The organism is Megasphaera vaginalis (ex Bordigoni et al. 2020) (assembly GCF_900240295.1).
Classification (GTDB): domain Bacteria; phylum Bacillota; class Negativicutes; order Veillonellales; family Megasphaeraceae; genus Megasphaera; species Megasphaera vaginalis.
The window spans coordinates 1-21,751 of the sequence record NZ_OEQB01000006.1 but is presented as its reverse complement, the minus strand read 5'-3'; the positions used below and the strand labels follow the sequence as shown (position 1 = coordinate 21,751).

Annotated in this window: 40 protein-coding genes and 1 tRNA gene; 5 read left to right on the top strand and 36 right to left on the bottom strand. The window is 47.0% G+C overall.

Annotated features, from left to right (window positions below):
* The first annotated feature begins 2 nt into the window (after positions 1–2).
* Together C0977_RS08355 and C0977_RS08350 are read left to right on the top strand one after the other, a co-directional pair.
* Positions 3–308 carry an MTH1187 family thiamine-binding protein gene (locus C0977_RS08355; protein ID WP_023053312.1) on the top strand — a complete coding sequence of 102 codons (306 nt, stop codon included), beginning with the start codon at positions 3–5 and terminating at the stop codon, positions 306–308.
* A gap of 61 nt (positions 309–369) precedes the next feature.
* Positions 370–460: transfer RNA gene (locus tag C0977_RS08350), tRNA-Ser, on the top strand.
* 146 nt (positions 461–606) lie between these two features.
* On the opposite strand, the gene C0977_RS08345 is transcribed toward C0977_RS08350, so the two are convergent.
* Together C0977_RS08345 and C0977_RS08335 are read right to left on the bottom strand one after the other, a co-directional pair.
* Positions 607–1,800: an anaerobic nitric oxide reductase flavorubredoxin gene (locus C0977_RS08345; RefSeq protein ID WP_101913071.1), complete on the bottom strand. Its 1,194-nt coding sequence runs from the start codon at positions 1,798–1,800 to the stop codon at positions 607–609.
* Between the two features lie 430 nt (positions 1,801–2,230).
* Complete coding sequence (locus C0977_RS08335; protein ID WP_023053324.1) at positions 2,231–2,416, bottom strand: hypothetical protein; 186 nt, start codon at positions 2,414–2,416, stop codon at positions 2,231–2,233.
* A gap of 411 nt (positions 2,417–2,827) precedes the next feature.
* Between C0977_RS08335 and C0977_RS08330 the strand changes: the two genes are divergently transcribed.
* From C0977_RS08330 to C0977_RS08320, 3 genes are read left to right on the top strand one after another with little or no spacing between them, the layout of a single operon-like run.
* Positions 2,828–3,427 (top strand): nitroreductase family protein, encoded by a 600-nt coding sequence (locus C0977_RS08330; protein ID WP_101913069.1) that lies wholly within the window; start codon positions 2,828–2,830, stop codon positions 3,425–3,427.
* Between the two features lie 27 nt (positions 3,428–3,454).
* Complete coding sequence (locus tag C0977_RS08325) at positions 3,455–4,003, top strand: glutathione peroxidase (RefSeq protein WP_101913068.1); 549 nt, start codon at positions 3,455–3,457, stop codon at positions 4,001–4,003.
* 36 nt (positions 4,004–4,039) lie between these two features.
* The gene (locus tag C0977_RS08320; protein WP_023053309.1) at positions 4,040–5,521 is read left to right on the top strand and encodes an aldehyde dehydrogenase family protein; all 1,482 of its coding nucleotides are present in this window, start codon (positions 4,040–4,042) and stop codon (positions 5,519–5,521) included.
* 118 nt (positions 5,522–5,639) lie between these two features.
* On the opposite strand, the gene C0977_RS08315 is transcribed toward C0977_RS08320, so the two are convergent.
* The 34 genes from C0977_RS08315 to C0977_RS08150 all read right to left on the bottom strand — a co-directional run.
* A complete protein-coding gene (locus tag C0977_RS08315) occupies positions 5,640–6,125 on the bottom strand; it encodes an 8-oxo-dGTP diphosphatase (protein ID WP_101913067.1) in 486 nt (161 codons plus the stop codon).
* 14 nt (positions 6,126–6,139) lie between these two features.
* The gene (locus tag C0977_RS08310; RefSeq protein ID WP_101913066.1) at positions 6,140–6,589 is read right to left on the bottom strand and encodes a DUF3783 domain-containing protein; all 450 of its coding nucleotides are present in this window, start codon (positions 6,587–6,589) and stop codon (positions 6,140–6,142) included.
* A gap of 101 nt (positions 6,590–6,690) precedes the next feature.
* Positions 6,691–7,029, bottom strand: a complete 339-nt coding sequence (gene rplQ / locus C0977_RS08305; protein WP_023053331.1) for a 50S ribosomal protein L17 — start codon at positions 7,027–7,029, stop codon at positions 6,691–6,693.
* Between the two features lie 17 nt (positions 7,030–7,046).
* Positions 7,047–8,024: a DNA-directed RNA polymerase subunit alpha gene (locus tag C0977_RS08300; RefSeq protein ID WP_023053349.1), complete on the bottom strand. Its 978-nt coding sequence runs from the start codon at positions 8,022–8,024 to the stop codon at positions 7,047–7,049.
* A gap of 52 nt (positions 8,025–8,076) precedes the next feature.
* Positions 8,077–8,472, bottom strand: a complete 396-nt coding sequence (gene rpsK / locus C0977_RS08295; RefSeq protein WP_196806847.1) for a 30S ribosomal protein S11 — start codon at positions 8,470–8,472, stop codon at positions 8,077–8,079.
* 25 nt (positions 8,473–8,497) lie between these two features.
* Positions 8,498–8,866 carry a 30S ribosomal protein S13 gene (rpsM, locus tag C0977_RS08290; protein WP_023053339.1) on the bottom strand — a complete coding sequence of 123 codons (369 nt, stop codon included), beginning with the start codon at positions 8,864–8,866 and terminating at the stop codon, positions 8,498–8,500.
* A gap of 23 nt (positions 8,867–8,889) precedes the next feature.
* Complete coding sequence (gene rpmJ, locus C0977_RS08285; protein ID WP_007391661.1) at positions 8,890–9,003, bottom strand: 50S ribosomal protein L36; 114 nt, start codon at positions 9,001–9,003, stop codon at positions 8,890–8,892.
* Between the two features lie 21 nt (positions 9,004–9,024).
* Entirely contained in the window at positions 9,025–9,243 is a 219-nt protein-coding gene (gene infA, locus C0977_RS08280) for a translation initiation factor IF-1 (protein WP_023053313.1), read from the bottom strand.
* On the bottom strand, positions 9,236–9,514 hold the full coding sequence (locus tag C0977_RS08275) for a KOW domain-containing RNA-binding protein (protein ID WP_101913065.1): 279 nt from the start codon (positions 9,512–9,514) through the stop codon (positions 9,236–9,238). The genes infA and C0977_RS08275 overlap by 8 nt, the downstream gene beginning before the upstream one ends.
* On the bottom strand, positions 9,514–10,263 hold the full coding sequence (map, locus tag C0977_RS08270) for a type I methionyl aminopeptidase (protein WP_101913064.1): 750 nt from the start codon (positions 10,261–10,263) through the stop codon (positions 9,514–9,516). The genes C0977_RS08275 and map overlap by 1 nt, the downstream gene beginning before the upstream one ends.
* Position 10,264: 1 nt before the next feature.
* A complete protein-coding gene (locus tag C0977_RS08265; protein WP_023053306.1) occupies positions 10,265–10,915 on the bottom strand; it encodes an adenylate kinase in 651 nt (216 codons plus the stop codon).
* Positions 10,916–10,928: 13 nt separating this feature from the next.
* Positions 10,929–12,191 carry a preprotein translocase subunit SecY gene (gene secY, locus C0977_RS08260; protein ID WP_023053328.1) on the bottom strand — a complete coding sequence of 421 codons (1,263 nt, stop codon included), beginning with the start codon at positions 12,189–12,191 and terminating at the stop codon, positions 10,929–10,931.
* Between the two features lies 1 nt (position 12,192).
* Complete coding sequence (gene rplO / locus C0977_RS08255; protein ID WP_023053314.1) at positions 12,193–12,633, bottom strand: 50S ribosomal protein L15; 441 nt, start codon at positions 12,631–12,633, stop codon at positions 12,193–12,195.
* A gap of 18 nt (positions 12,634–12,651) precedes the next feature.
* On the bottom strand, positions 12,652–12,831 hold the full coding sequence (gene rpmD / locus C0977_RS08250; protein ID WP_023053315.1) for a 50S ribosomal protein L30: 180 nt from the start codon (positions 12,829–12,831) through the stop codon (positions 12,652–12,654).
* Between the two features lie 17 nt (positions 12,832–12,848).
* Positions 12,849–13,349 carry a 30S ribosomal protein S5 gene (rpsE, locus tag C0977_RS08245; RefSeq protein WP_023053345.1) on the bottom strand — a complete coding sequence of 167 codons (501 nt, stop codon included), beginning with the start codon at positions 13,347–13,349 and terminating at the stop codon, positions 12,849–12,851.
* Positions 13,350–13,367: 18 nt separating this feature from the next.
* On the bottom strand, positions 13,368–13,730 hold the full coding sequence (rplR, locus tag C0977_RS08240; RefSeq protein ID WP_023053311.1) for a 50S ribosomal protein L18: 363 nt from the start codon (positions 13,728–13,730) through the stop codon (positions 13,368–13,370).
* A 31-nt stretch (positions 13,731–13,761) separates the two neighbouring features.
* Positions 13,762–14,304, bottom strand: coding sequence for a 50S ribosomal protein L6 (rplF, locus tag C0977_RS08235; protein WP_023053321.1), 543 nt, complete (start codon positions 14,302–14,304; stop codon positions 13,762–13,764).
* An 18-nt stretch (positions 14,305–14,322) separates the two neighbouring features.
* Positions 14,323–14,715, bottom strand: a complete 393-nt coding sequence (gene rpsH / locus C0977_RS08230) for a 30S ribosomal protein S8 (protein ID WP_023053340.1) — start codon at positions 14,713–14,715, stop codon at positions 14,323–14,325.
* 27 nt (positions 14,716–14,742) lie between these two features.
* A complete protein-coding gene (gene rpsN, locus C0977_RS08225; protein WP_006943125.1) occupies positions 14,743–15,012 on the bottom strand; it encodes a 30S ribosomal protein S14 in 270 nt (89 codons plus the stop codon).
* Between the two features lie 15 nt (positions 15,013–15,027).
* A complete protein-coding gene (rplE, locus tag C0977_RS08220; protein ID WP_023053348.1) occupies positions 15,028–15,570 on the bottom strand; it encodes a 50S ribosomal protein L5 in 543 nt (180 codons plus the stop codon).
* Positions 15,571–15,591: 21 nt separating this feature from the next.
* Positions 15,592–15,900 carry a 50S ribosomal protein L24 gene (gene rplX, locus C0977_RS08215; protein ID WP_196806846.1) on the bottom strand — a complete coding sequence of 103 codons (309 nt, stop codon included), beginning with the start codon at positions 15,898–15,900 and terminating at the stop codon, positions 15,592–15,594.
* A 28-nt stretch (positions 15,901–15,928) separates the two neighbouring features.
* Positions 15,929–16,297, bottom strand: coding sequence for a 50S ribosomal protein L14 (gene rplN / locus C0977_RS08210; RefSeq protein ID WP_023053325.1), 369 nt, complete (start codon positions 16,295–16,297; stop codon positions 15,929–15,931).
* 24 nt (positions 16,298–16,321) lie between these two features.
* Positions 16,322–16,576 carry a 30S ribosomal protein S17 gene (gene rpsQ, locus C0977_RS08205; RefSeq protein WP_023053316.1) on the bottom strand — a complete coding sequence of 85 codons (255 nt, stop codon included), beginning with the start codon at positions 16,574–16,576 and terminating at the stop codon, positions 16,322–16,324.
* A 40-nt stretch (positions 16,577–16,616) separates the two neighbouring features.
* Complete coding sequence (gene rpmC / locus C0977_RS08200; RefSeq protein ID WP_023053323.1) at positions 16,617–16,817, bottom strand: 50S ribosomal protein L29; 201 nt, start codon at positions 16,815–16,817, stop codon at positions 16,617–16,619.
* Positions 16,807–17,244, bottom strand: coding sequence for a 50S ribosomal protein L16 (gene rplP / locus C0977_RS08195; protein WP_023053318.1), 438 nt, complete (start codon positions 17,242–17,244; stop codon positions 16,807–16,809). The genes rpmC and rplP overlap by 11 nt, the downstream gene beginning before the upstream one ends.
* Positions 17,244–17,915, bottom strand: a complete 672-nt coding sequence (gene rpsC / locus C0977_RS08190; protein ID WP_023053308.1) for a 30S ribosomal protein S3 — start codon at positions 17,913–17,915, stop codon at positions 17,244–17,246. Before rpsC ends, rplP begins: the two co-directional genes overlap by 1 nt.
* A gap of 13 nt (positions 17,916–17,928) precedes the next feature.
* Positions 17,929–18,264 carry a 50S ribosomal protein L22 gene (gene rplV / locus C0977_RS08185; RefSeq protein ID WP_023053351.1) on the bottom strand — a complete coding sequence of 112 codons (336 nt, stop codon included), beginning with the start codon at positions 18,262–18,264 and terminating at the stop codon, positions 17,929–17,931.
* Between the two features lie 15 nt (positions 18,265–18,279).
* The gene (rpsS, locus tag C0977_RS08180) at positions 18,280–18,555 is read right to left on the bottom strand and encodes a 30S ribosomal protein S19 (RefSeq protein WP_023053329.1); all 276 of its coding nucleotides are present in this window, start codon (positions 18,553–18,555) and stop codon (positions 18,280–18,282) included.
* Positions 18,556–18,578: 23 nt separating this feature from the next.
* Complete coding sequence (rplB, locus tag C0977_RS08175) at positions 18,579–19,406, bottom strand: 50S ribosomal protein L2 (protein ID WP_023053335.1); 828 nt, start codon at positions 19,404–19,406, stop codon at positions 18,579–18,581.
* A 31-nt stretch (positions 19,407–19,437) separates the two neighbouring features.
* Positions 19,438–19,719 carry a 50S ribosomal protein L23 gene (gene rplW, locus C0977_RS08170; protein WP_023053343.1) on the bottom strand — a complete coding sequence of 94 codons (282 nt, stop codon included), beginning with the start codon at positions 19,717–19,719 and terminating at the stop codon, positions 19,438–19,440.
* Positions 19,719–20,342: a 50S ribosomal protein L4 gene (rplD, locus tag C0977_RS08165; protein ID WP_023053342.1), complete on the bottom strand. Its 624-nt coding sequence runs from the start codon at positions 20,340–20,342 to the stop codon at positions 19,719–19,721. Before rplD ends, rplW begins: the two co-directional genes overlap by 1 nt.
* 30 nt (positions 20,343–20,372) lie before the next feature.
* Positions 20,373–21,011 carry a 50S ribosomal protein L3 gene (rplC, locus tag C0977_RS08160; protein ID WP_023053320.1) on the bottom strand — a complete coding sequence of 213 codons (639 nt, stop codon included), beginning with the start codon at positions 21,009–21,011 and terminating at the stop codon, positions 20,373–20,375.
* A gap of 14 nt (positions 21,012–21,025) precedes the next feature.
* On the bottom strand, positions 21,026–21,337 hold the full coding sequence (gene rpsJ, locus C0977_RS08155; RefSeq protein ID WP_006791160.1) for a 30S ribosomal protein S10: 312 nt from the start codon (positions 21,335–21,337) through the stop codon (positions 21,026–21,028).
* Positions 21,338–21,668: 331 nt separating this feature from the next.
* Positions 21,669–21,751, bottom strand: an 83-nt coding sequence (locus C0977_RS08150; RefSeq protein ID WP_145995089.1) for a hypothetical protein, incomplete at its 5' end; no start/stop codon positions are given.

Here is a 21,751-nt window from a genome sequence, read left to right as displayed (position 1 = left end):
TTATGAACACACTTATTGCTGTTTGCATTGCACCCTGCGGTACGGGCGACGAATATGCGCCTTACGTTTCTCAGATCGTAAAAATCATTCGCGAATCAGGACTCCCGAACCGTACCAATGCCATGTTCACCGAAATCGAAGGCGAATGGGACGATGTCATGGCCGTCGTCAAAAAAGCCACCTTCTCCCTGGCCGAACAGGGGATCCGGACAGAAGTCATGCTGAAAGCCGATATTCGTCCCGGCTACACAAATATGATGGAGCGCAAGGTAGCCGTCATTAACGAAATATTGGACAACGAAAAGTAAGCCCTTCTCTCTTGACAACACCTCCTATTCCAGTGTAAACTATTAAAGTCAGCACCGATATGGAGTGGTACTCAAGAGGCTGAAGAGGACGGTTTGCTAAATCGTTAGGGGTCGTAAGGCTTGCGAGAGTTCGAATCTCTCCCACTCCGCCAAACGAAAAAAAAGATCTCAGGAAAATCTGAGATCTTTTTTTGTTGCGCCTTTAGAGACCTGGACGACACGTCTCATTACAAGCTAAATCATTTCCGCTAATCGCCGCAAGGCGGGCTCCATGCCCGAAACCCGCCTTCGCCATGATTCAATCCGATATAGAAGCGGCAAAATCCCTGCCAAACTGCCGGCACAAGTCCTTTGCCTTATCATCAGGCACCCACATGCACCGCAACGGTTCCTGCACAACGGCAAAACCGCTGCCCTTCAACAGCTCAGTAATTTGCTTCGGCGCATCACCGCTCCAACCGTAGCTGCCGAAAGCCGCCGCCTTCTTGTTCTTGAATTTAAGGCCCTTCATCATTTCAATGATGCCGCCAATGGAAAACAGGAACCCGTAATTGATCGTCGGCGAACCGACAAGAACGGCCTTCGATTTGAATACTTCCGTACAAATATCGTTTTTATCTTCTTTGGCCGAATTAAACAACTTAACCGTAATCGACGGATCAATTTCACGAATACCTTCGCCAATACATTCCGCCATGCGGCGCGTCGAATTCCACATCGTATCGTAAATGATCGTGACTTGATTTTCCTGGTACGCCGCCGCCCACTGCTGATACGCCTCAACGATCTGCAGCGGATTATCCCGCCAAATGACGCCGTGGCTCGGACAGATCATAGACACGGGCACATTCATATCCAAAATTTCCTTGATCTTCTTCGTTACCATCGGACTGTACAGGTTCAAAATATTCGCATAATACTTCATTGCCTCACGGTACAATTCCGCCTGATCAACCTTGTCATTGAACAACAACTCACTGGCATAATGCTGCCCGAATCCGTCATTACTGAAAAGAATATTTTCACCGGTCATATACGTAAACATCGTATCAGGCCAATGGAGCATCGTCGCTTCGATGAAAACCAGGCGGCTTTCCCCGAGATCCAGCGTATCGCCGGTCTTGACATTGACAAAATTCCAATCCTGATGATAATGACCGCGAATGATTGCTTCACCCTTCGCCGTGCAGTAAATCGGCGTATGGGGGATTTCTTTCATCAGTAACGGCAAGGCGCCGCTGTGATCGCTTTCACTGTGGTTCATGACAATATAATCGATGTCATTCAAGTCTATTTCCGCTTTCAAATTTTCAACAAACTCTTTGTCGAACGGTTTCCAAACCGTATCCATCAAAACGGTTTTCTGATCGCGAATCAGGTATGAATTATATGACGAGCCCTTATCCGTCGAATACTCATCCCCATGAAACCGAGCAAGCTCCCAATCAATCTTTCCGACCCAAGTAACTTTTTCTGTAACCTTCTTTGCCATACGACTACCCCCTAACAACAAGTAATACTATCAAGATTCTTTATGCATACTATACTACACGCGTCTGCCAAAGTATATTGCATATACAACAAAACAGATAGTTTTTGTCCCTGTATTTTTATTACATATAATGAACCCTTTACGGCTATTCCCATCCGTTTTCTTTTTTATATGTGTCATCATACAAACTGGAAAATATACACCTGTTCCATGCAGAATACGCCCAGACAATATCCTTCTTCATGACTAAACGCACCGCTTCATGCAGCATTTTTACGATTTCCCCTGACGGCAATCCTTTATGCCTGGGAATACCTGTCAGTATAGCCAATTTTTCTTCAGTCATATTCGTATGTTAACGAAACGCCCCATCAGTCCTTGATGAATCATCAACGACTGATGGGGCGCAACACTTCCATAACTCTTTCAATCAGCTTGAACAGACCATACGCATTAATTCGTCCATTTTCTTTTCTGCCAATTGGTCAAAATAAACCAGCACATGCCGAAGAAAAGTACGCATAAAAATATGCCAAATATATTCCGTAGAGGCAATACCGTCAATACGGCGCCATACTTGTATGGATAATTTGGCAAGATTTCTTAATATTCCCATCCATTTTCACCTCCTTTATTATATTTCAATAATTATTAATTTATCAAATTATCTCCTTACTTATAAGTGATTATAATCATAAAATATCTTAAGGGTCAATATTTATATTCCTGTATATCAACGTCATCTCCATATAGAAAGAGTTGCAACGCTTATTATACCGTAACTGCTTCGTTTCATCCGCTTTCCGCCACCTTATCTGTCTATTTCGTTATTTCTGTTATAAATAAAGTGCTATTGATAAATTTAAAAGAAACTAATCGTTTTTTTTAATATGTAAGTTTTTCTTTGCCGTGTAAATTAATTGCTAATTAAGAGTAAATAGGTATTGATTTATTAATGATAATGTTCTATAATAACAAATAACAAAAGTTAATTAATAATTTTTTTCTCCCTGTGGAGGCGAGTACTATGTCAACTCTTATTGATGCGTTTGCAAAACGCCGTACAAACTATGCTTTAGATAAAAATGTGACGATTGCCCAAAGTGCAATTATAAAAACAGTTCAAGATGTTATTCATGAAGTTCCATCTGCCTTCAATATGCAGTCCGGTAAAGTCATCGTGGCTTTCGGCAAAAAGCACGACAAAATCTGGCAGATTGCCATGGATACGTTACGGGCCATCGTACCGGCCGAAAATTTCGGCACGACAGAAGCAAAAATCAATTCCTTCGCCGCCGCTTACGGTACAATCCTTTATTTTGATAATACTGCCGTTGTAAAATCGATGCAGGAACAATTTCCCCTTTACGCCGACAATTTTCCCGTCTGGGCTCAGCAGGCAAACGGCATGATGCAGTTCGGCGTCTGGTCGGCGCTCACCGACTTGGGATTAGGCGTCAATATGCAGCATTATAATCCGCTGATTGACGGTGCCGTTAAGAACGAATTTCAGGTTCCCGCCGAATGGCAATTAATCGCGCAGATGCCTTTCGGCAATCCTACAGCCGTCCCCGATCCGATCGCCAAAGATCCGATCGATGAACGAGTTCTCGTATTCGATAAATAAGTTTGTAAAATTCAGGAGGGTATACCAATGGCAACGATTTACGATTTCAAAGTAAAAACTATTCAAGGACAGGAAGTTTCACTCAGCGATTACAAGGGTAAGGTCGTCTTAATCGTCAACACCGCAAGCAAATGCGGTTTTACCCCGCAGTACGAAGGACTGGAAGCTTTATACAAAAAGTATCAGGATCAGGGCTTCGTTATCCTCGGTTTCCCGTCAAATCAGTTCTTGGCTCAAGAACCTGGCAGCGGCGATGAAATCCAATCCTTCTGCAAGGTTAACTTCGGTGTCACGTTCCCGCTCTTTGCAAAAATAGATGTTCGCGGTAAAAACGCCGATCCGCTCTATACATATTTGAGCGATGCCGCCCCCTTCAAGGGATATGAACTTCAAAAGGAATCCGGTCAGTTGATCAAATCTGTCGTCGCTGAACATTATCCGGAAAATCTGGAAGGCAACGGCGTTAAATGGAACTTCACGAAATTCCTCGTCAGCCGTGACGGTACCGTCGTTACACGATTTGAATCAAGCGTGACGCCGGAAGAGTTGGAAAACGATATTAAGGCAGCGCTTTGATTTTACGCATTTCATGTAAAAAGGAAGGTGATCTCTGTGAAGCAGTATGTAAATGATGTATATAATCTCTATATCGACGGCAAGTGGGTGCCGTCCAGCAGCGGCAAAACCTTTACGGCATATAATCCGTCTAACGGTGAAGTGCTGGCGACCTGTGCCGAAGCGACCAAAGAAGATGTTGATAAAGCGGTTAAGGCTGCGCACGAAGCATTGAAAACCTGGCGTAAGACGTCGACCATTGAACGGCAGAATTATCTGCTCAAGATCGCCGATATCATTGATGCCAATGCCGAACATTTGGCAATGGTCGAAACCTTGGACAACGGCAAACCGCTCCGCGAAACGCAAAATGCCGATATTCCGTTAAGTGCCGATCATTTCCGTTATTTTGCCGGCGCTTTACGGACGGAAGAAGGACGGGCCATGATGCTCAATGAAAACACCATGACCATTGTTCTCCGCGAGCCGATCGGCGTTGTCGGCCAGGTCGTTCCCTGGAACTTCCCTTTCCTCATGGCCGCCTGGAAATTGGCGCCTGTTTTGGCTTCAGGTTGTACGACGGTGTTGAAGCCTTCAAGTCATACGTCCCTCAGCGTTCTTGAATTAATCCGCCTGATTGAAGGCATTCTGCCTCCTGGCGTCATTAATGTGATTACCGGCAGCGGGTCCGGATCCGGTCAATATCTTCTCGACCATCCGGGCTTACAGAAGCTGGCCTTTACCGGCTCGACGGAAGTCGGCCGCGGAGTCTATAAAGCGGCCATGGAAAAACTGATCCCTGCTACCTTGGAACTGGGCGGCAAGTCGGCCAATATCTTCTTCAATGATTGCAAATGGGATATGGCGATGGACGGCGCTCAACTCGGTATTCTCTTCAACCAGGGGCAGGTCTGCTGCGCCGGCTCTCGAATCTTCGTTCAGGAAGATATTTATGATCGCTTCGTTGACGAATTGGCAGCACGTTTCAATCGTGTCAAAGTCGGCTTGCCTTGGGAACCGGGCGTACAAATGGGTTCTCAAATTTACAAACAGCAAGTCGATAAGATTCTGGAGTACGTTGAAATCGGCAAAAAAGAAGGCGCCCGCCTCGTCTGCGGCGGTGAAAAGATCATGGAAAACGGCCTCGACAAAGGCAATTTCGTTCGTCCTACGATTTTCGCCGACGTAACGAATGATATGCGCATTGCCCGTGAAGAAATATTCGGGCCTGTCGTCTGCATTCTCAAGTTCAAGACGGAAGACGACGTTATCGCTATGGCAAATGACAGCGAATACGGCTTGGGCGGCGCCGTGTGGACACGCGACATCAACCGCGCTATCCGCGTAGCCCGTGCTATTGAAACCGGTCGCATGTGGATTAACACGTATAATGCCATTCCTGCAGGCGCTCCGTTCGGCGGTTACAAGCAATCCGGGATCGGCCGTGAAACGGACAAGCTGATCTTGCAGCATTATACGCAAGCAAAAAATATTTACATCAATCTTTCAGAAAACCCTACCGGTCTCTATGAAAGTTGAGCGTTATCACGCAAATCCTCTTTACCTGTCAGCACAAAATGCTCACAGCTAATCTGATAAAAACAAAACAGCCGAAAGGCAGCCTGTCCTCCCGCAGGTTGCCTTTCGGCTGTTTTTTCTATATTTCAATGACAGTCTCAACGGTCTTCAATTTCATTTCAGCAACATGTTCATTATCCCGGTCAAACAGTATGGATCCTGACAGTTTTTCTCCCTGTAAAAGCCGCGGCAGCCATATCCGGTCTCCGGCCCACATGGACTCGAAAGGGATCCGGTCATAGCTGAACCACTGCGGCTCCATTTCCTCTGACGCGCGCGGCGTTCCCGTATAAAGGGAAGCAAAATAGACATACCCGATATGATCCAAACTCGGTTCGGCGCTGAAACGAAAATCCAAGAAAGCCACAGGCTGCAGCTCCGTTTCTTTGATCAGAAGTCCAGCTTCTTCTTTGCATTCACGAACAGCACAGGCCCGAAAAGTCTCGCCACGTTCCAGCTTGCCGCCAAAGCCGTTCCATTTACCGGCGCCGAAGCCGCGTTTCTTTCGTCCTAAAAGGATGTGGTTTCTGCTGTCGATGGGAAAACACAGCGTCGTAGGTCTCATGCATGTTTCTCCTGTTATTTCTTTCGGCTGTTTCGGAAATTTCTGAAGTATTCATACTCGCCATACAATTCATGTAATACGATGCGGATAGGCCAAATGATATTGTTTGGCGTCAACATGGCTTTCAACGGAATATACTTTACCGGACTCGTTTTAATGGCATCCAGAAAGTCCCTTGCTTCACCGTTTTCGAAGTGACAAAGGATAATCGCTTCTTCTTTGACAGGTTCTCGCAGATTGCCTCCTTCATCAATAGCAGCGTCTTCGCCTTCGTCCGTTTCCTGTCCCAGCGCCGCAATGGCTTGAATCTCTTCTTCAGATAAGCCCAGAATATCGCCGACTCGTTTTTCCTTATCTTCTTCATGAACGCGCTTGAGCGCCGCCCGATGCAGAAGGCAAACACTGCTAAGCAAACTATACCGCTGATCGGAAAAGTTAATTGCCAGTACCGTTTTTTTACCCATTTCTCTAAGCCTCCTCACATATGCAAAAGGCACTGCAACAGTTACGCTGCAGTGCCTTCGGCCCATTCAGCCGCGACCTTGAAGCCGACTGAATCAATGCGTCAAACCAATTCGATAATAACCATGGGAGCTGCATCACCTTGACGCACGCCGGTCTTAATGATGCGTGTATAACCGCCTTGGCGATCTTGATATTTCGGTGCAACTTCATCAAATAATTTTTTTACTACATCTTCATTCATCATGTACGCCATAACTTGACGACGAGCATGCAAATCACCGCGTTTCGCAAGAGTAAGCATTTTATCGGCGATTTTGCGCAGTTCTTTCGCTTTGGCTTCCGTCGTCTCAATACGTTCATGCTGGAATAAAGAGGTAACAATGCTGCGCAGTAATGCTCTACGTGCAGAGCTGTCACGTCCTAACTTTCTATAAGCCATCGTTCATCCTCCTCGATCTATTCGTCACCGGACCGCAAATCCAATTCATAGTCTTTCAACTTTTCAATAATCTCATCTACCGATTTTTTGCCGAGATTGCGAATCTTGGCAAGATCCCCTTCCGTGTGGCCGATCAAGTTGCCGATCGTGTAAATATTGGCACGTTTCAGGCAATTGGACGCGCGAACGGAAAGTTGCAAAATGTCGATTTTTTCTTCAATAATATCAGGGCCGTCCGTTTCTTCCGGCTCTTCCCCGTCAGGATTGACAAATTTCTGATTGATAGCATCGACACGGCTATCCGTTGCAATACCTTTGAAACAATCGAGATACTGCATCATCAGCACGGCAGCGGAAGCAACGGCATCATGCGCTTTAATGCTTCCGTCGGTCTGCAGTTCCAAAACCAACGAATCATAATCCATTTCGTTGCCTACCCGAACATCGTTTACTTCATAATTGGCCCGCAAAATCGGAGAGAAAATCGAGTCAATAGGAATAACACCGATGGAATCGGTATCCTTCTTGTTCTTTGTTGAAGGAACATACCCTTTGCCGCTTTCAATGTGGCACTGCATATGAATATGCGCGTCCGCATCCAGCGTCGCAATATGAAGATCGGGGTTTAAAATTTCTATGTCTGAGTTAACGTTGAGGCAAGCGGCCGTAAATTCGGATTCACCTGAAATATCAACGGTGATATCCGCTTCCTGAATGTCGTCACGCGTAAATCTCATCCGGACTTGTTTTAGATTCAGAATTATTTCCGAAACGTCTTCACGTACGCCGGTTATCGTCGAAAACTCATGAAGGACACCATCGATCTTGATCGACGTAATGGCTACACCTTCCAGTGACGATAAAAGTACACGCCGCAAGCTATTCCCCAAAGTGATTCCGTAACCTCTGTCGAGAGGTTCGCATACGAATTTTCCATAGCAGCCGTCATCTTTAATTTCAACGGATTTGACTTTAAAATTGTTATCGTTACTCATTTGGAAAATCCTCCCATTCCAGAATCAAAACCAAGTTGGTAAGTCCTCAAGATCAGACGCGTCTGCGCTTGGGCGGACGGCAACCATTATGCGGAATAGGAGTAACATCTTTGATTGCATTTACTTCAAGACCTGCAGCCTGCAGTGCACGAATCGCCGCTTCACGTCCGGATCCAGGTCCTTTAACAAATACTTCCACTTGACGCAGCCCATATTCCATCGCAGCCTTGGCAGCCGTTTCAGCAGCCATCTGTGCTGCAAAAGGAGTGCTCTTGCGGGAACCGCGGAAGCCCATTTCACCGGCGCTGGCCCAGGACAGTGTATTGCCGCGAGTATCACTGATCGTAACGATCGTGTTATTGAAAGTAGAACGAATATGAGCTGAGCCCGATTCTACATGTTTCTTTTCTTTTCTTTTGTTGCTTCTTACATTAGTTTTAGCCAAAATCGTTTCCCTCCTTACTCAAAAAGTATTATTTCTTATGACCGGCAATTGCTTTTCTCGGGCCCTTGCGAGTACGAGCGTTGGTCTTTGTGCGCTGGCCGCGAACAGGAAGACCGGAACGATGCCGCTTGCCGCGATACGAATTAACTTCGATCAGGCGTTTGATATTAAGAGCGCCTTCACGTCGGAGATCGCCTTCTACTTTATAGTCAGATCCGATCGTTTCGCGAATCTTCTGTACTTCCTCTTCCGTTAAATCACGAACGCGGGTATCAGGGCTGATCCCTGTTTTCTTAAGAATCTCCTGGGAAGAAGAAAGACCGATCCCGAAGATATACGTTAAACCCACTTCAACTCGTTTATCACGTGGTAAATCCACACCGGCTATACGTGCCATCTATTCATCCACCTCCTTGTTTATTAACCTTGTTTCTGTTTATGTTTCGGATTTTCGCAAATAACCATTACACGGCCTTTGCGTTTAATAATCTTGCATTTTTCGCAAATTTTCTTTACTGACGGTTTTACCTTCATAGTTAACCTCCTGCGTAATTCTTACTTGAAGCGGTATGTAATACGGCCACGGCTCAGATCATACGGCGTCAGTTCCATAGTGACGCGATCGCCCGGCAGGATACGAATAAAGTTCATCCGCATTTTTCCGGAAACGTGTGCCAAAATAATATGGTCGTTTTCCAACTTAACTTTGAACATGGCGTTCGGTAAGGCTTCAACGACGATGCCTTCAACTTCAATGACATCTTCTTTAGACATGTAATACCTCCCTGGTCAATTCCACAGCAGTCCGCTTGACGGCGGCCCGTATCCATTCGTCGCTGTAATTGGCAGGAACTGTTTCAACAGCTCCCAAAATCCTCAGATGCCGGCAGTTCTTTTTTTTCGGCCTATCCAATTTGTACTTTCGACCGTCAGCAATTTGCACATACGGATAAGTCAGTCTGTCGACAACAACATACAGGACACCTTTATCTTTTCCGGCCAGGCTCTGTACGACAGTACCTGCCCGTATCTGATCCCGTTCCATTACGACGGTAATGTCAGGATTTCCGGACCGTTTTCCGTAATCGCAATGGTATGCTCAAAATGAGCGGCCCACTGCTTGTCCTGCGTAACGACGGTCCACCCGTTTTTCAGCTGACGAACTTTTTCCGTGCCCATATTAATCATCGGTTCAATTGCCAGGACCATGCCGTTTTCCAATAATTCGCCGTGATCTGCAGTTCCGTAATTCGGCACCTCCGGTTCTTCGTGCATGTCCGTTCCGATACCGTGCCCGACATAGTCACGAACGACTCCATATCCGAAGGATTCGGCATAGGACTGCACGGCATGACCGATATCTCCAATATGATTACCGGCAACAGCCTGCTGAATGCCCTTATAGAGGCATTCTTCCGTCACCTTCAGCAACTGCAGGACGGCAGGTTTGACACGACCGACAGGAATCGTTACCGTCGAATCACCGTGATAGCCGTCTTTATTTACTACCAAGTCAACGCTGATGATGTCGCCATCTCTCAACTTGCGCCGACCGGGAATGCCGTGTACGACTTCTTCGTTTACACTGGCACAAATCGTTGCCGGGTACCCGTAGTAGCCCTTGCAACTCGGAAAAGCACCGCGGCTGCGAATATATTCTTCACAGCGCTGATCAAGTTCCGCCGTCGTGACGCCCGGCTTGGCGAGCTGTCTCATTAAGACCAGCGCGTCCGCCGTAATCCGTCCGGCTTCCCTGATGTATTCGATTTCCCGTTTCGATTTCAGTATGATCATTTTATTTGCTCTTTTCGAGACTGGCCACGATCGCGTCAAACACAGCCTCCATACCTTGCTGTCCATCGACTTCCAAGTAGAGATTCGAGCTTTTGTAGTAGTCAATGAGCGGTTTCGTCTGTGCGGCATACACGCTGAGACGTTTTTTTACGGTTTCCATCTTGTCATCGTCACGCTGGTATAAAGGACCGCCGCATTTATCGCAAACATTTTCCTTCTTGGCAGGCTTAAATGTCAAATGATACGTAGCGCCGCAGGAACGGCAAATCTGTCGCCCCGTCGTCCGCCTGATCAATTCTTCATCGGGAACGGCGATATTGATAACGCCGTCGAGTTTGATGCCCAGATCACGAAGAATGGCATCGAGAGAAACCGCCTGTGACGTCGTACGAGGAAATCCGTCAAGGATAAACCCTTTCTTACAATCATCCTTAGCCAGCCGCTCCTTAACGATTCCGACGGTAACGGCATCGGGAACCAGCTGACCGTTGTCCATATATTTTTTGGCTTCCAAGCCGAGAGGCGTCTGCTCTTTCACTGCCGCCCGGAACATATCGCCGGTGGAAATCTGCGGAATCCCATACTTCTCGATTAATCGTTCGGCCTGTGTGCCTTTACCGGCACCGGGAGGCCCCATTAAAAGAATGTACATCCAGCTACCTCCTTTATTTCATAAAGCCTTGATACTGTTTATTAAGCACCAATGACTCCGCCTGCTTCATCGTATCGATGGCCACACCGACAACAATCAGTACGGCTGTACCGCCGAAGTAGACACCTTGAATACCGGTTATCCAGCCGATAAAATTCGGCAGAATGGCGACAAAAGCAAGGAAGAAAGCACCTGCTAATGTAATTCTCGTCATAATTCTGTCAATATGTTTCGCCGTCGGCTGCCCCGGACGAATACCGGGAATAAACCCGCCGTACTTCTGCATATTTTCCGTCAACTGCGGAATATTCAGCGAAATCGCCGTGTAGAAATACGTGAAGAAAATGATCAAGAAAGCATAACAGATAGTGTTTGCCATCGTTCCCCAAGCGAAAAACGCCGCAACAGCCCGAATCGTTTCGTTTTGGACGAATTGTGCCACCGTGATCGGGAACATCAATACGGACGAGGCGAAGATGATGGGAATAACGCCGGCCTGATTAACCTTTAAAGGGATGTGCGTCGTATGTCCGCCATACATCTTCCGGCCGACTACACGCTTGGCATACTGTACGGATACACGCCGCTGCCCTTGCGTAACTTCAATAACAACGACGATCATCAGCAATGCGATCAGCGCAAACAACAAGGCCTGAAAGACATTGACGGTGCCGGCCTGAACGTATTGATACATCGTCTGCACGCCATTAGGGAAACGGGCCACGATCCCGGCAAAAATGATCAGCGATATGCCGTTACCGATGCCGCCGGCTGTAATCTGATCTCCGAGCCACATCAGGAAACAGGTTCCTGCCGTAAGAATCAACGCTACCATGATCACCATCGTCCAGCTATTACTGACCAAGGCATTGTTCACTTTCAGCGCATAGCTCATGGCAAACGCTTGGATGAGACCTAAGAGAACCGTGCCGTAGCGCGTGACTTTTTGTATCTTTTCGCGCCCGTCCTGGTTATCTTTGGCCCATTGTTCAAACTTCGGCACAACGGAGGTCAAGAGCTGCATGATGATAGACGCATTGATATACGGTGTAATACTCATGGCCAGCACGGAAAACTTACTTAATGCGCCGCCGGAAAACAGATCCAACAAGCCGAATAAGTTGCCGCTGCTGAACAAGTTTTCAATAACGGTGGAATCTACGCCCGGCACCGGGATATGAACGCCGAGCCGAAAAATAACAAACATGATCAAGGTGAATACTGCGCGTTTCCGGAATTCCGTAACGTTCAGAACATTCTGGATGCCTTCTAACACCTTAGATCACCTCAACTTTACCACCGGCTGCTTCAATTTTTTCCTGGGCCGTTTTGGTAAAGCCCTGAGCTTGGACAGTCAGTTTCTTTTCAAGATCGCCGTTGCCCAAAATGCGAACGCCGTCACGGACATTCTTTAAAATACCCGCTTCTACTAACGCTACCGGATCGACAGTTGCACCATCTTCAAAACGATTCAGTGTAGAAACATTGACTTCTGCATATTCTTTAGCCCAGACATTTTTAAAACCGCGCTTGGGAAGCAAGCGGTATAACGGCATCTGTCCCCCTTCAAAACCGGGACGCGTACCGCCGCCACTGCGGGAATTTTGACCTTTCATGCCTTTACCGGCAGTCTTACCGTTTCCCGAGCCGATACCGCGGCCAACACGGGTGCGAGTTTTCTTGGAACCTGGAACTACGCTCATTTCATGAAGTTTCAATTCATTGCACCTCCTTTTTTAGATTTCTTCTACTTTGATCAAGTGCTCTATCTTGTGAAGCATGCCTTTGATCTGCGGCGTCGCTTCTTTAACGACTTGAGAATTGGTCTTATGCAGACCGAGAGCCACAACCGTCGCACGCTGATCAGCGGGTCGACCGGCCAAGCTTCTTACGAGTGTAACTTTTACTTGCGACATGTCGTATATCCTCCTTATTAACCGTAAATTTCTTCTACAGTCTTCCCGCGGAGTTCGGCAACTGTACGAACGTCTTTCAATTGACGCAAGCCGGAAATGGTTGCCTGAACCATATTGTTCGGATTGGAAGAGCCGAGGGATTTAGTGAGAATGTTACGAACGCCGACCAATTCCAGGACGGAACGGACCGGACCGCCGGCAATAACGCCGGTACCTTCGGCAGCCGGTTTCAAGAGAACCTTGCCGGCACCGAAAACGCCGGTGATTTGATAAGGAATTGTACCGTTTTTCAAAGAAACGGTTACCATGTTTTTCTTGGCATCTTCAACGCCTTTGCGAATAGCTTCGGGAACTTCCCCGGCTTTGCCCAAACCGGCACCCACTCTGCCGTTGCCATCACCGACAACAACCAATGCACTGAAGGAAAAACGGCGGCCGCCTTTAACTACCTTAGCAACACGGTTAATGAATACGACATTTTCTTGTAATTCGAGACCTGCATGGTCAACTTTTGCCATGTGTTATTTCCTCCTTGATTAGAATTGTAAGCCTGCTTCACGAGCAGCTTCGGCGAGTGCAGCAACACGGCCGTGATATACGTAACCGCCGCGGTCAAAGACAACGGTGGTAATGCCTTTTTCCATAGCGCGTTTGGCAACCAGCGTACCGACCAATTTGGCCGCATCCGCATTGCCGCGGACGTCAGTCTGCCCTTTAATTTCTTTGTCAAGCGTGCTGGCTGATACTAACGTAACGCCATTTACATCATCAATGACCTGAGCGTACATATTGGAAAGGCTGCGGAATACATTCAAACGCGGACGTTCGGCAGTCCCTGTTATATGTTTGCGTATACGCCAATGGCGTTTAACGCGAATCGCATTTTTACTGGATTTCAAGGAATTCACTCCTTTCGTGGACTAAATGGGATTATTTCTTCGTGCCAGCCTTGCCGGCCTTACGACGTACATGTTCACCTGCATAGCGAATCCCTTTTCCTTTATACGGTTCAGGGAGGCGATAGCCGCGGATTTTAGCGGCAAATTCGCCGACATGTTCTTTATTGGCGCCAGATACTATGATCTGCGTAGCACTGGGGCATTCTACGGAAATACCTTCGGGAGCGTCAAGTTCCAAAGGATGGGAGAAACCGAGCGTCAACGCGAGTTTCTTTCCTTTCATCTGCGCTCTGTACCCGACACCGACAATTTCCAATTCCTTTTTGAAACCTTCCGTAACACCGGTAACCATGTTGGCAACAAGCGCGCGGGTCAAGCCATGCAATGCACGATGTTCTTTATCTTCGGACGGACGTTCGATCGTAATGACGTTGTCCTGAATTGTAACCTTCATATCCTGGTGGAGCGTACGGGTAAGTTCACCCTTAGGACCTTTGACGGTAATCGTTGTGCCGTCGAGGTTTACGTTTACGCCTGCCGGGATATCAATAGGCATTCTACCTATACGAGACATATTGACACCTCCAAATAATTACCAGACGTAAGCGATAACTTCTCCGCCCAGACCTAATTTACGAGCACGTTTATCTGTCATAACACCTTGGGATGTAGAGATAACGGCAATACCTAAGCCGCCGAGAACGCGGGGAAGCTCTTCCGTTTTAGCGTACACACGCAGCCCCGGTTTCGATATTCTTTTAATGCCGGTAATGACTTTTTCTTTGTTAGAACCATATTTTAACGTGACCTTCAACGTTTTTCCTTCGTTTACGGCTTCGTAATTTTTAACAAACCCTTCTTCTTTCAAGATGTTCAGCACAGCGGCTTTCATCGTCGAAGCAGGCATTTCCACTTTTTCGTGATATGCCGAATTGGCGTTACGGATGCGGGTAAGCATATCCGCAATCGGATCGGACATTGACATAATTTAAAACCTCCCTTCGTTAATGAGTTACCAACTAGCTTTGCGAACGCCGGGAATCTGCCCCTTGTAGGCCAAATCACGGAACGTAATACGGCTGATACCGAATTTCCGCATATACCCGTGCGGACGGCCCGTTACTTTGCAGCGGTTATGCAGACGCACCGGTGAAGCATTGGCAGGTAACTGGGAAAGAGCTTCATAGTCACCCTTCGCCTTTAATTCAGCCCGGAGTGCAGCGTATTTGGCAACCATTTTTTCACGTTTCTTTTCACGTTCAAGCATTGACTTCTTTGCCATCTATGTATTTCCTCCTTATTGCTTTTCGAAAGGCATGCCCATCATGGTCAGCATGTCGCGGCCTTCTTCGTCGCTGACAGCAGTCGTAACAATGGTAATATCCATGCCGCGCGCTTTATCAACTTTATCATATTCGATTTCCGGGAAAATCAGCTGTTCCTTCAAACCGAGCGTATAGTTGCCGCGGCCGTCAAAACCGGTAGCGCTGATGCCGTGGAAGTCACGCACGCGAGGCAATGCCAGGTTCATCAGCTTATCGAGAAATTCATACATGCGTTCACCGCGAAGCGTAACTTTGCAGCCGAGATTCATGCCTTCACGAATCTTAAATGCGGCAATGGACTTCTTGGCTTTCGTAATGATCGGTTTCTGACCGGAAATGATGGTCATGTCATTGACAGCAGCATCCAAAGCCTTGGCATTCGTAACGGCTTCGCCGACAGCCATATTGATGACGACTTTCGTGACTTTCGGAATCTGCATGACGTTTTTATAATTGTATTTTTCCTGTAATCCTTTCACTACTTCGGAAAGGTATTTGTCTTTTAATCTGGACACTCTCAAGGCCCTCCCTTCTTATCAGATAGCTTTGCCGCTCTTTACGGCAGTGCGAACTTTTGTACCGTCGGCTTGCTGAACCATTTTCACACGGGTCGGTTTGCCGCTTTCGGGATCGACGAGCATTACATTGGAAACATGAATAGGCGCTTCCTTCGTAATGATGCCGCCTTGAGGATTGTTCTGTGTCGGTTTTGTATGGCGTTTGACCTGGTTGAGACCTTCTACGACTACGCGGTCTTTCTTCGGATATGCCGCAATGATCTTACCTTTCTTGCCCTTATCTTTACCGGCGATGATCATAACCGTATCGCCTGTTTTAACATGCATTTTATCCATTATAGAACACCTCCCCTGCTTATAATACTTCCGGAGCCAAGGAGATGATCTTCATGAAATCTTTTTCACGCAGCTCTCTGGCAACGGGCCCAAAAATACGAGTGCCCTTAGGACTCTTATCTGCATTGATTACGACGGCTGCATTTTCGTCAAAACGAATGTAAGAACCATCAGGACGGCGTAATCCTTTTTTAGAACGAACGATAACGGCCTTGATGACGTCGCCCTTCTTGACAACGCCGCCGGGTGTTGCATCTTTAACAGACGCAGTGATGATATCGCCAATATTGCCATATTTACGATATGAGCCACCCATGACCTGGATGCACAAAATCTTTTTGGCACCGGTGTTATCGGCAACATTCAACATAGTTTCTTGCTGAATCATGGTTTAACCTCCTAAAATATAAGCTTACTGAGCTTTTTCTACGACTGTTACGACTCTCCAGTGTTTCTGTCTGGATAAGGGACGCGTTTCTTCAATACGTACGATATCGCCGACATGGCATTCGTTGTTTTCATCATGCGCTTTGAATTTGACAGTTGTGATCATCGGCTTCTTGTACAGATCATGCTGCTCTTTATATTCGACAGCAACAACAACGGTCTTGTCCATTTTATCGCTGACAACTTTACCTAAACGAATTTTCCGTTCATTTCTTTCCATCTGTGCGTACAACCTCCTTTTCAGATTCCCAATTATATACTTACGCTTGCGCTTTCAGTTCTGCTTCACGCTGCACCGTCTTGATGCGGGCAATGGTCTTTTTGACTTCGCCAATGCGCTTCGGATTTTCCAATTGGCCGGTTGCATGCTGAAAACGGAGGTTAAACAATTCTTCTTTAAGACTGACTACCTTTTCATCCATTTCGGCAGCACTGAGGGCGCGGATTTCTTTAACCTTCATTTTGTTCACCACCTAATTCCTGACCTTTTATGACAAACTTCGTTTTGATCGGCAGCTTATGACCGGCAAGACGCATAGCTTCGCGCGCGATTTCCGGACTCACGCCGCCCATTTCAAAAAGTATACGGCCCGGTTTGACAACGGCTACCCAGTATTCGGGAGAGCCCTTACCGGAACCCATACGAGTTTCCGCCGGTTTTGCCGTAATCGGCTTATCCGGGAAAATTTTAATCCAAACTTTACCGCCACGTTTGATATAACGCGTCATGGCAATACGGGATGCTTCGATCTGCCGATTGGTAATCCAAGCCGGTTCCAAAGCAACCAAACCATACTCGCCGTGAGCAACTTTATTGCCGCGCTGCGCTTTACCCTTCATGCGGCCGCGGAACTGTTTACGATGCTTTACTCGTTTTGGAATTAACATCAGCGATCACTCCCTTCGCGTTTATTCTGCGGAGCTTTTTTAGCTTCCGGCAAGATTTCCCCTTTGTAAACCCAACATTTAATGCCGATGCAGCCATAAGTCGTATGCGCTGTCGCCACACCGTAATCAATATCGGCACGAATCGTATGCAAAGGAATGGAACCGTCGCGAACGCTTTCGGAACGAGCGATTTCGGCGCCGCCCAGACGACCGGAGCACATGATTTTAACGCCCTTGGCGCCCATGCGCATCGTGCGACCGATACTCTGTTTCATGGCACGGCGGAAGCCGATACGGCGTTCGAGCTGTCCGGCAATGTTTTCAGCCACCAAGGTGGCATCCAATTCAGCCTGCTTGATTTCAGCGATATTTACATCAACATTTTTATCCGTAAACGCTTTAAGGGCTTTTTTGATATCTTCGATGCCGGCGCCGCCGCGACCGATAACCATGCCCGGCTTGGCCGTATGAATAACTAATTTGATGCGTTTCGCAGAACGTTCGATTTCGATACGAGAAACGCCTGCAATGAACAACTGTTTCTTCAAGAATTCACGGATCCGTACGTCTTCATTCAAGAGTGCTGCATAATCTTTTTCAGCATACCATTTAGCATCCCAAGGTTTGACAACGCCAACTCGGAATCCATGGGCATTAACTTTTTGACCCACTACGTTTCCCTCCTTATGCTCTTTCTTTTACTACGACAGTCACATGACTGGATTTTTTCAAAATTTTGAAAGCCTGTCCGCGGCTGCGCGGATGAATACGTTTCATCGTCGAATCCTGATCGACAAAGATTTCCGAGATGTACAAGCTGTCAACGTTCATATCAAAATTATGTTCCGCATTGGCTACTGCCGAACGAAGGGTTTTGGCAACGACTCGCGATCCCACTTTCGGCGTAAATTTTAAAATAGCAAAGGCTTCGCCGACTTTTTTACCCCGAATTAAATTAGCAACGATTCGGATTTTACGGGGGGCTATGCGGATATGCTTAGTAATAGCTCTTGTTTCCATCAATATTTACCTCCCTTATCCTGTTACTTTTTCGGCTTTGGCGTGGCCTTTAAAGGTACGCGTCGGTGCGAATTCACCAAGCTTATGGCCTACCATATCTTCCGTAATATATACAGGCACATGCTTGCGTCCGTCATGAACGGCAATGGTATGGCCTACAAAACTCGGCAGTATCATCGAAGACCGAGACCAAGTTTTAACAACTTTCTTTTCATTTGCTTCATTCATCGCATCGATTTTCTTTAACAAATGCGCTGCCACGAATGGGCCCTTTTTAACGGATCTAGACACTTAACTATCTCCTTTCTCCGAACTTATTTACGTCTCTTCACAATAAACTTGCTGGAAGCTTTTTTAGCATCGCGCGTCTTCACGCCGTATGCAGGCTTGCCCCAAGGTGTAACCGGACGTTTACGACCGACAGGGGACTTGCCTTCACCACCGCCATGAGGATGATCACAGGGATTCATAACAACGCCGCGGTTGCCGGGACGAATGCCGAGCCAACGGGAGCGACCGGCTTTACCGATTGTCAGATTTTCATAATCCGTATTGCTGACAATGCCGATGGTAGCACGGCAGTTTACATGAATCTGACGTAATTCGCCGGAAGGAAGACGGAGCAGCGCGTAATTTCCTTCTTTAGCCACAAGCTGTGCGGAAGAACCGGCGGAGCGAACGAGCTGTGCACCTTTGCCGATTTTCAGTTCAATATTGTGGACCTGCGTACCGAGAGGAATATTCCCCAAAGGCAACGCATTGCCGATCTTAATATCCGATTCGGGACCGCTGACAACAGTATCGCCAACCTTCAACCCGTTCGGAGCAATAATATATCTCTTTTCGCCATCTGCATAGAAAAGCAATGCAATATTGGCGGAACGATTCGGATCATATTCGATAGTAGCTACTTTTGCTGGAATATTATCCTTCGTGCGTTTGAAATCAATTAACCGGTAACGGCGTTTATGACCGCCGCCCTGATGACGAACCGTCATTCTGCCGCTGTTGTTACGGCCGCCCTTGCTGGTAACTTTTGAAAGCAAGGATTTTTCCGGCTTGGACGTCGTGATTTCATCAAATGTCGAAACAGTCATGAAACGACGGCCGGCAGAATACGGTTTAAATGATTTTATGGCCATTATAGTGCCTCCTCCTTTTTATCCGTTATGCTTAGCCTTCAAAGAATTCGATTGTTTCGCCGTCTTTGAGGGTAACAATAGCTTTTTTGTAATCCGGGCGTTTACCTACGAATTTACCCATGCGTTTGTATTTTCCCATTATACGAAGCGTCGTTACACTTTTAACTTTTACGTCAAAAATCTTCTCAACGGCCTTGCGAATCTCGATCTTGTTAGCATGGAGCGGCACTCTAAAGGTATATTTACCGTCTGACATCATCATTGTCGATTTTTCGGTAATAACCGGTTTTAACAAGAGATCATGCATATCCATTATGCGAGCACCTCCTCAATCTTGGCGACAGCGCTCTTCGTGACGAATAATTTCGTATAGTGGAGCAAGTCGAAGATGTTCATACCTTCCGCAGAAATCGCTTTAACTCCCTGTACATTGCGCGCACAACGCGTCATTACTTCATCGCCGTCCGTAATAAAGAGAACTTTTTCTCCGGAAAACTTAAAGTTATTGACGATGGCTACAACTTCTTTGGTTTTTGCAGCAGCTAAATTGATTTCATCAAGGATAAACAATTCATTCGTATTCACTTTGTCGCTCAAAGCGGACTTAACGGCAAGACGTCTTGCCTTCCGCGGCATTTTCTGTTCGTAAGAACGGGGATGAGGACCGAAAACGGTACCGCCGCCAACCCACAAAGGACTGCGGCTGCTGCCTACACGGGCCCGGCCGGTTCCTTTTTGTTTCCAAGGCTTTCTGCCGCCGCCGCGAACTAAGCCTCTGGTTTTAGTTGCATGTGTGCCCAAGCGTTCATTGGCAAGTTGACGCAGTACGGCCTGTCTCATGACGGCTTCATTGACTGCAACGCCAAATACGCTTTCATTTAATTCCATTTCACCGGTCTGTGCGCCGGTAATATCATACGTATTTACTTTTGGCATTATTGATATCCTCCTTCCTGTTTGACAATACTATTGGGGTTTTACGGTTTCACGAATCATTACCAGGCTGCCTTTCGGGCCCGGAATGCCGCCTTTGACCAAAATCAGGTTTTTGTCCATGTCAACTTTGACGACAGACAGATGAAGAATCGTTGCCTGATTACCGCCCAATTGTCCAGGAAGTTTCTTACCTTTGATGACTTTACCGCCGCCACCACTGGTCATGGGTCCGAGAGAACCGGGTTCACGATGAGACTTGGAGCCGTGACCCATTGGCCCACGGTGAAAACCGTGACGTTTGATCGTACCAGCAAAACCCTTTCCTTTACTGGTGCCAATTACGTCGACGAGATCGCCGTTTGCGAAAATATCAGCTGCCAGAGTTTGGCCTACCGTATATTCCGGCGTATCTGTCAAACGGAATTCGCGCAGATACTTAACAGGATTTACACCTGCTTTGTCGAACTGTCCTTTTACCGGTTTGGTCAAATGTTTTTCTTTTATTTCGCCATAACCGAGCTGAATGGAATTGTAGCCGTCTGTATCAACTGTCTTAACGCGTACAACTACATTCGGGGAAGCTTCAACAACTGTTACGGGAACGACAGCGCCTTCTTCTGTGAAAACCTGTGTCATCCCCAATTTCTTACCCAAAATAGCTTTAGACATAATCGCACCTCCTCCTATAATTTGATTTCAATGTCCACGCCTGCCGGAAGATCCAGCCGCATCAGCGCATCGACCGTCTTATTGGAAGCCTCCAAAATGTCGATCAAACGCTTATGCGTGCGCAATTCAAACTGTTCACGAGAATCCTTGTTTACATGTGGTGAACGCAGAATCGTGAAAATGTTTTTTTCCGTCGGTAAAGGAATCGGACCGGATACCATTGCACCTGTCCGTTTCGCCGTATCGACGATTTTCGCCGCGCTCTGATCCAAGGTCTTGTGATCATACGCTTTGAGGCGAATTCTGATTCTTTCCTGTTTTGCCATTACTCAATTCCTCCTAACGTCTATTTCACTGAATAGACTGCTCCATAGAAGTTTCCCTGCCATGCAGGCAACATCCTATATCATAGTTGTCATACGAACAGGCAGACAGGCGCACCTATCCCACTGTTGCGTACTTGATTAGTTTACTACAAATCCGGCCGTTATGCAAGGATTATTTTCCCTTTAACAAGGCCTTTTCCCGCTTTTTTTTGCATCAGTAAAACGCGTACTTACCCCGTCAATTGCCGCCGAATGTAAGACAAAAAAAAGCACTTACGTTGTCTTTTGACAACGTAAGTGCTTTTCGCTTATTCTGGCACTGCTTCCCTGCTTATTCTTCGATTTCCGATACGACGCCGGCTCCGACGGTACGGCCGCCTTCCCGAATAGCGAATCGAAGTCCTACTTCAATCG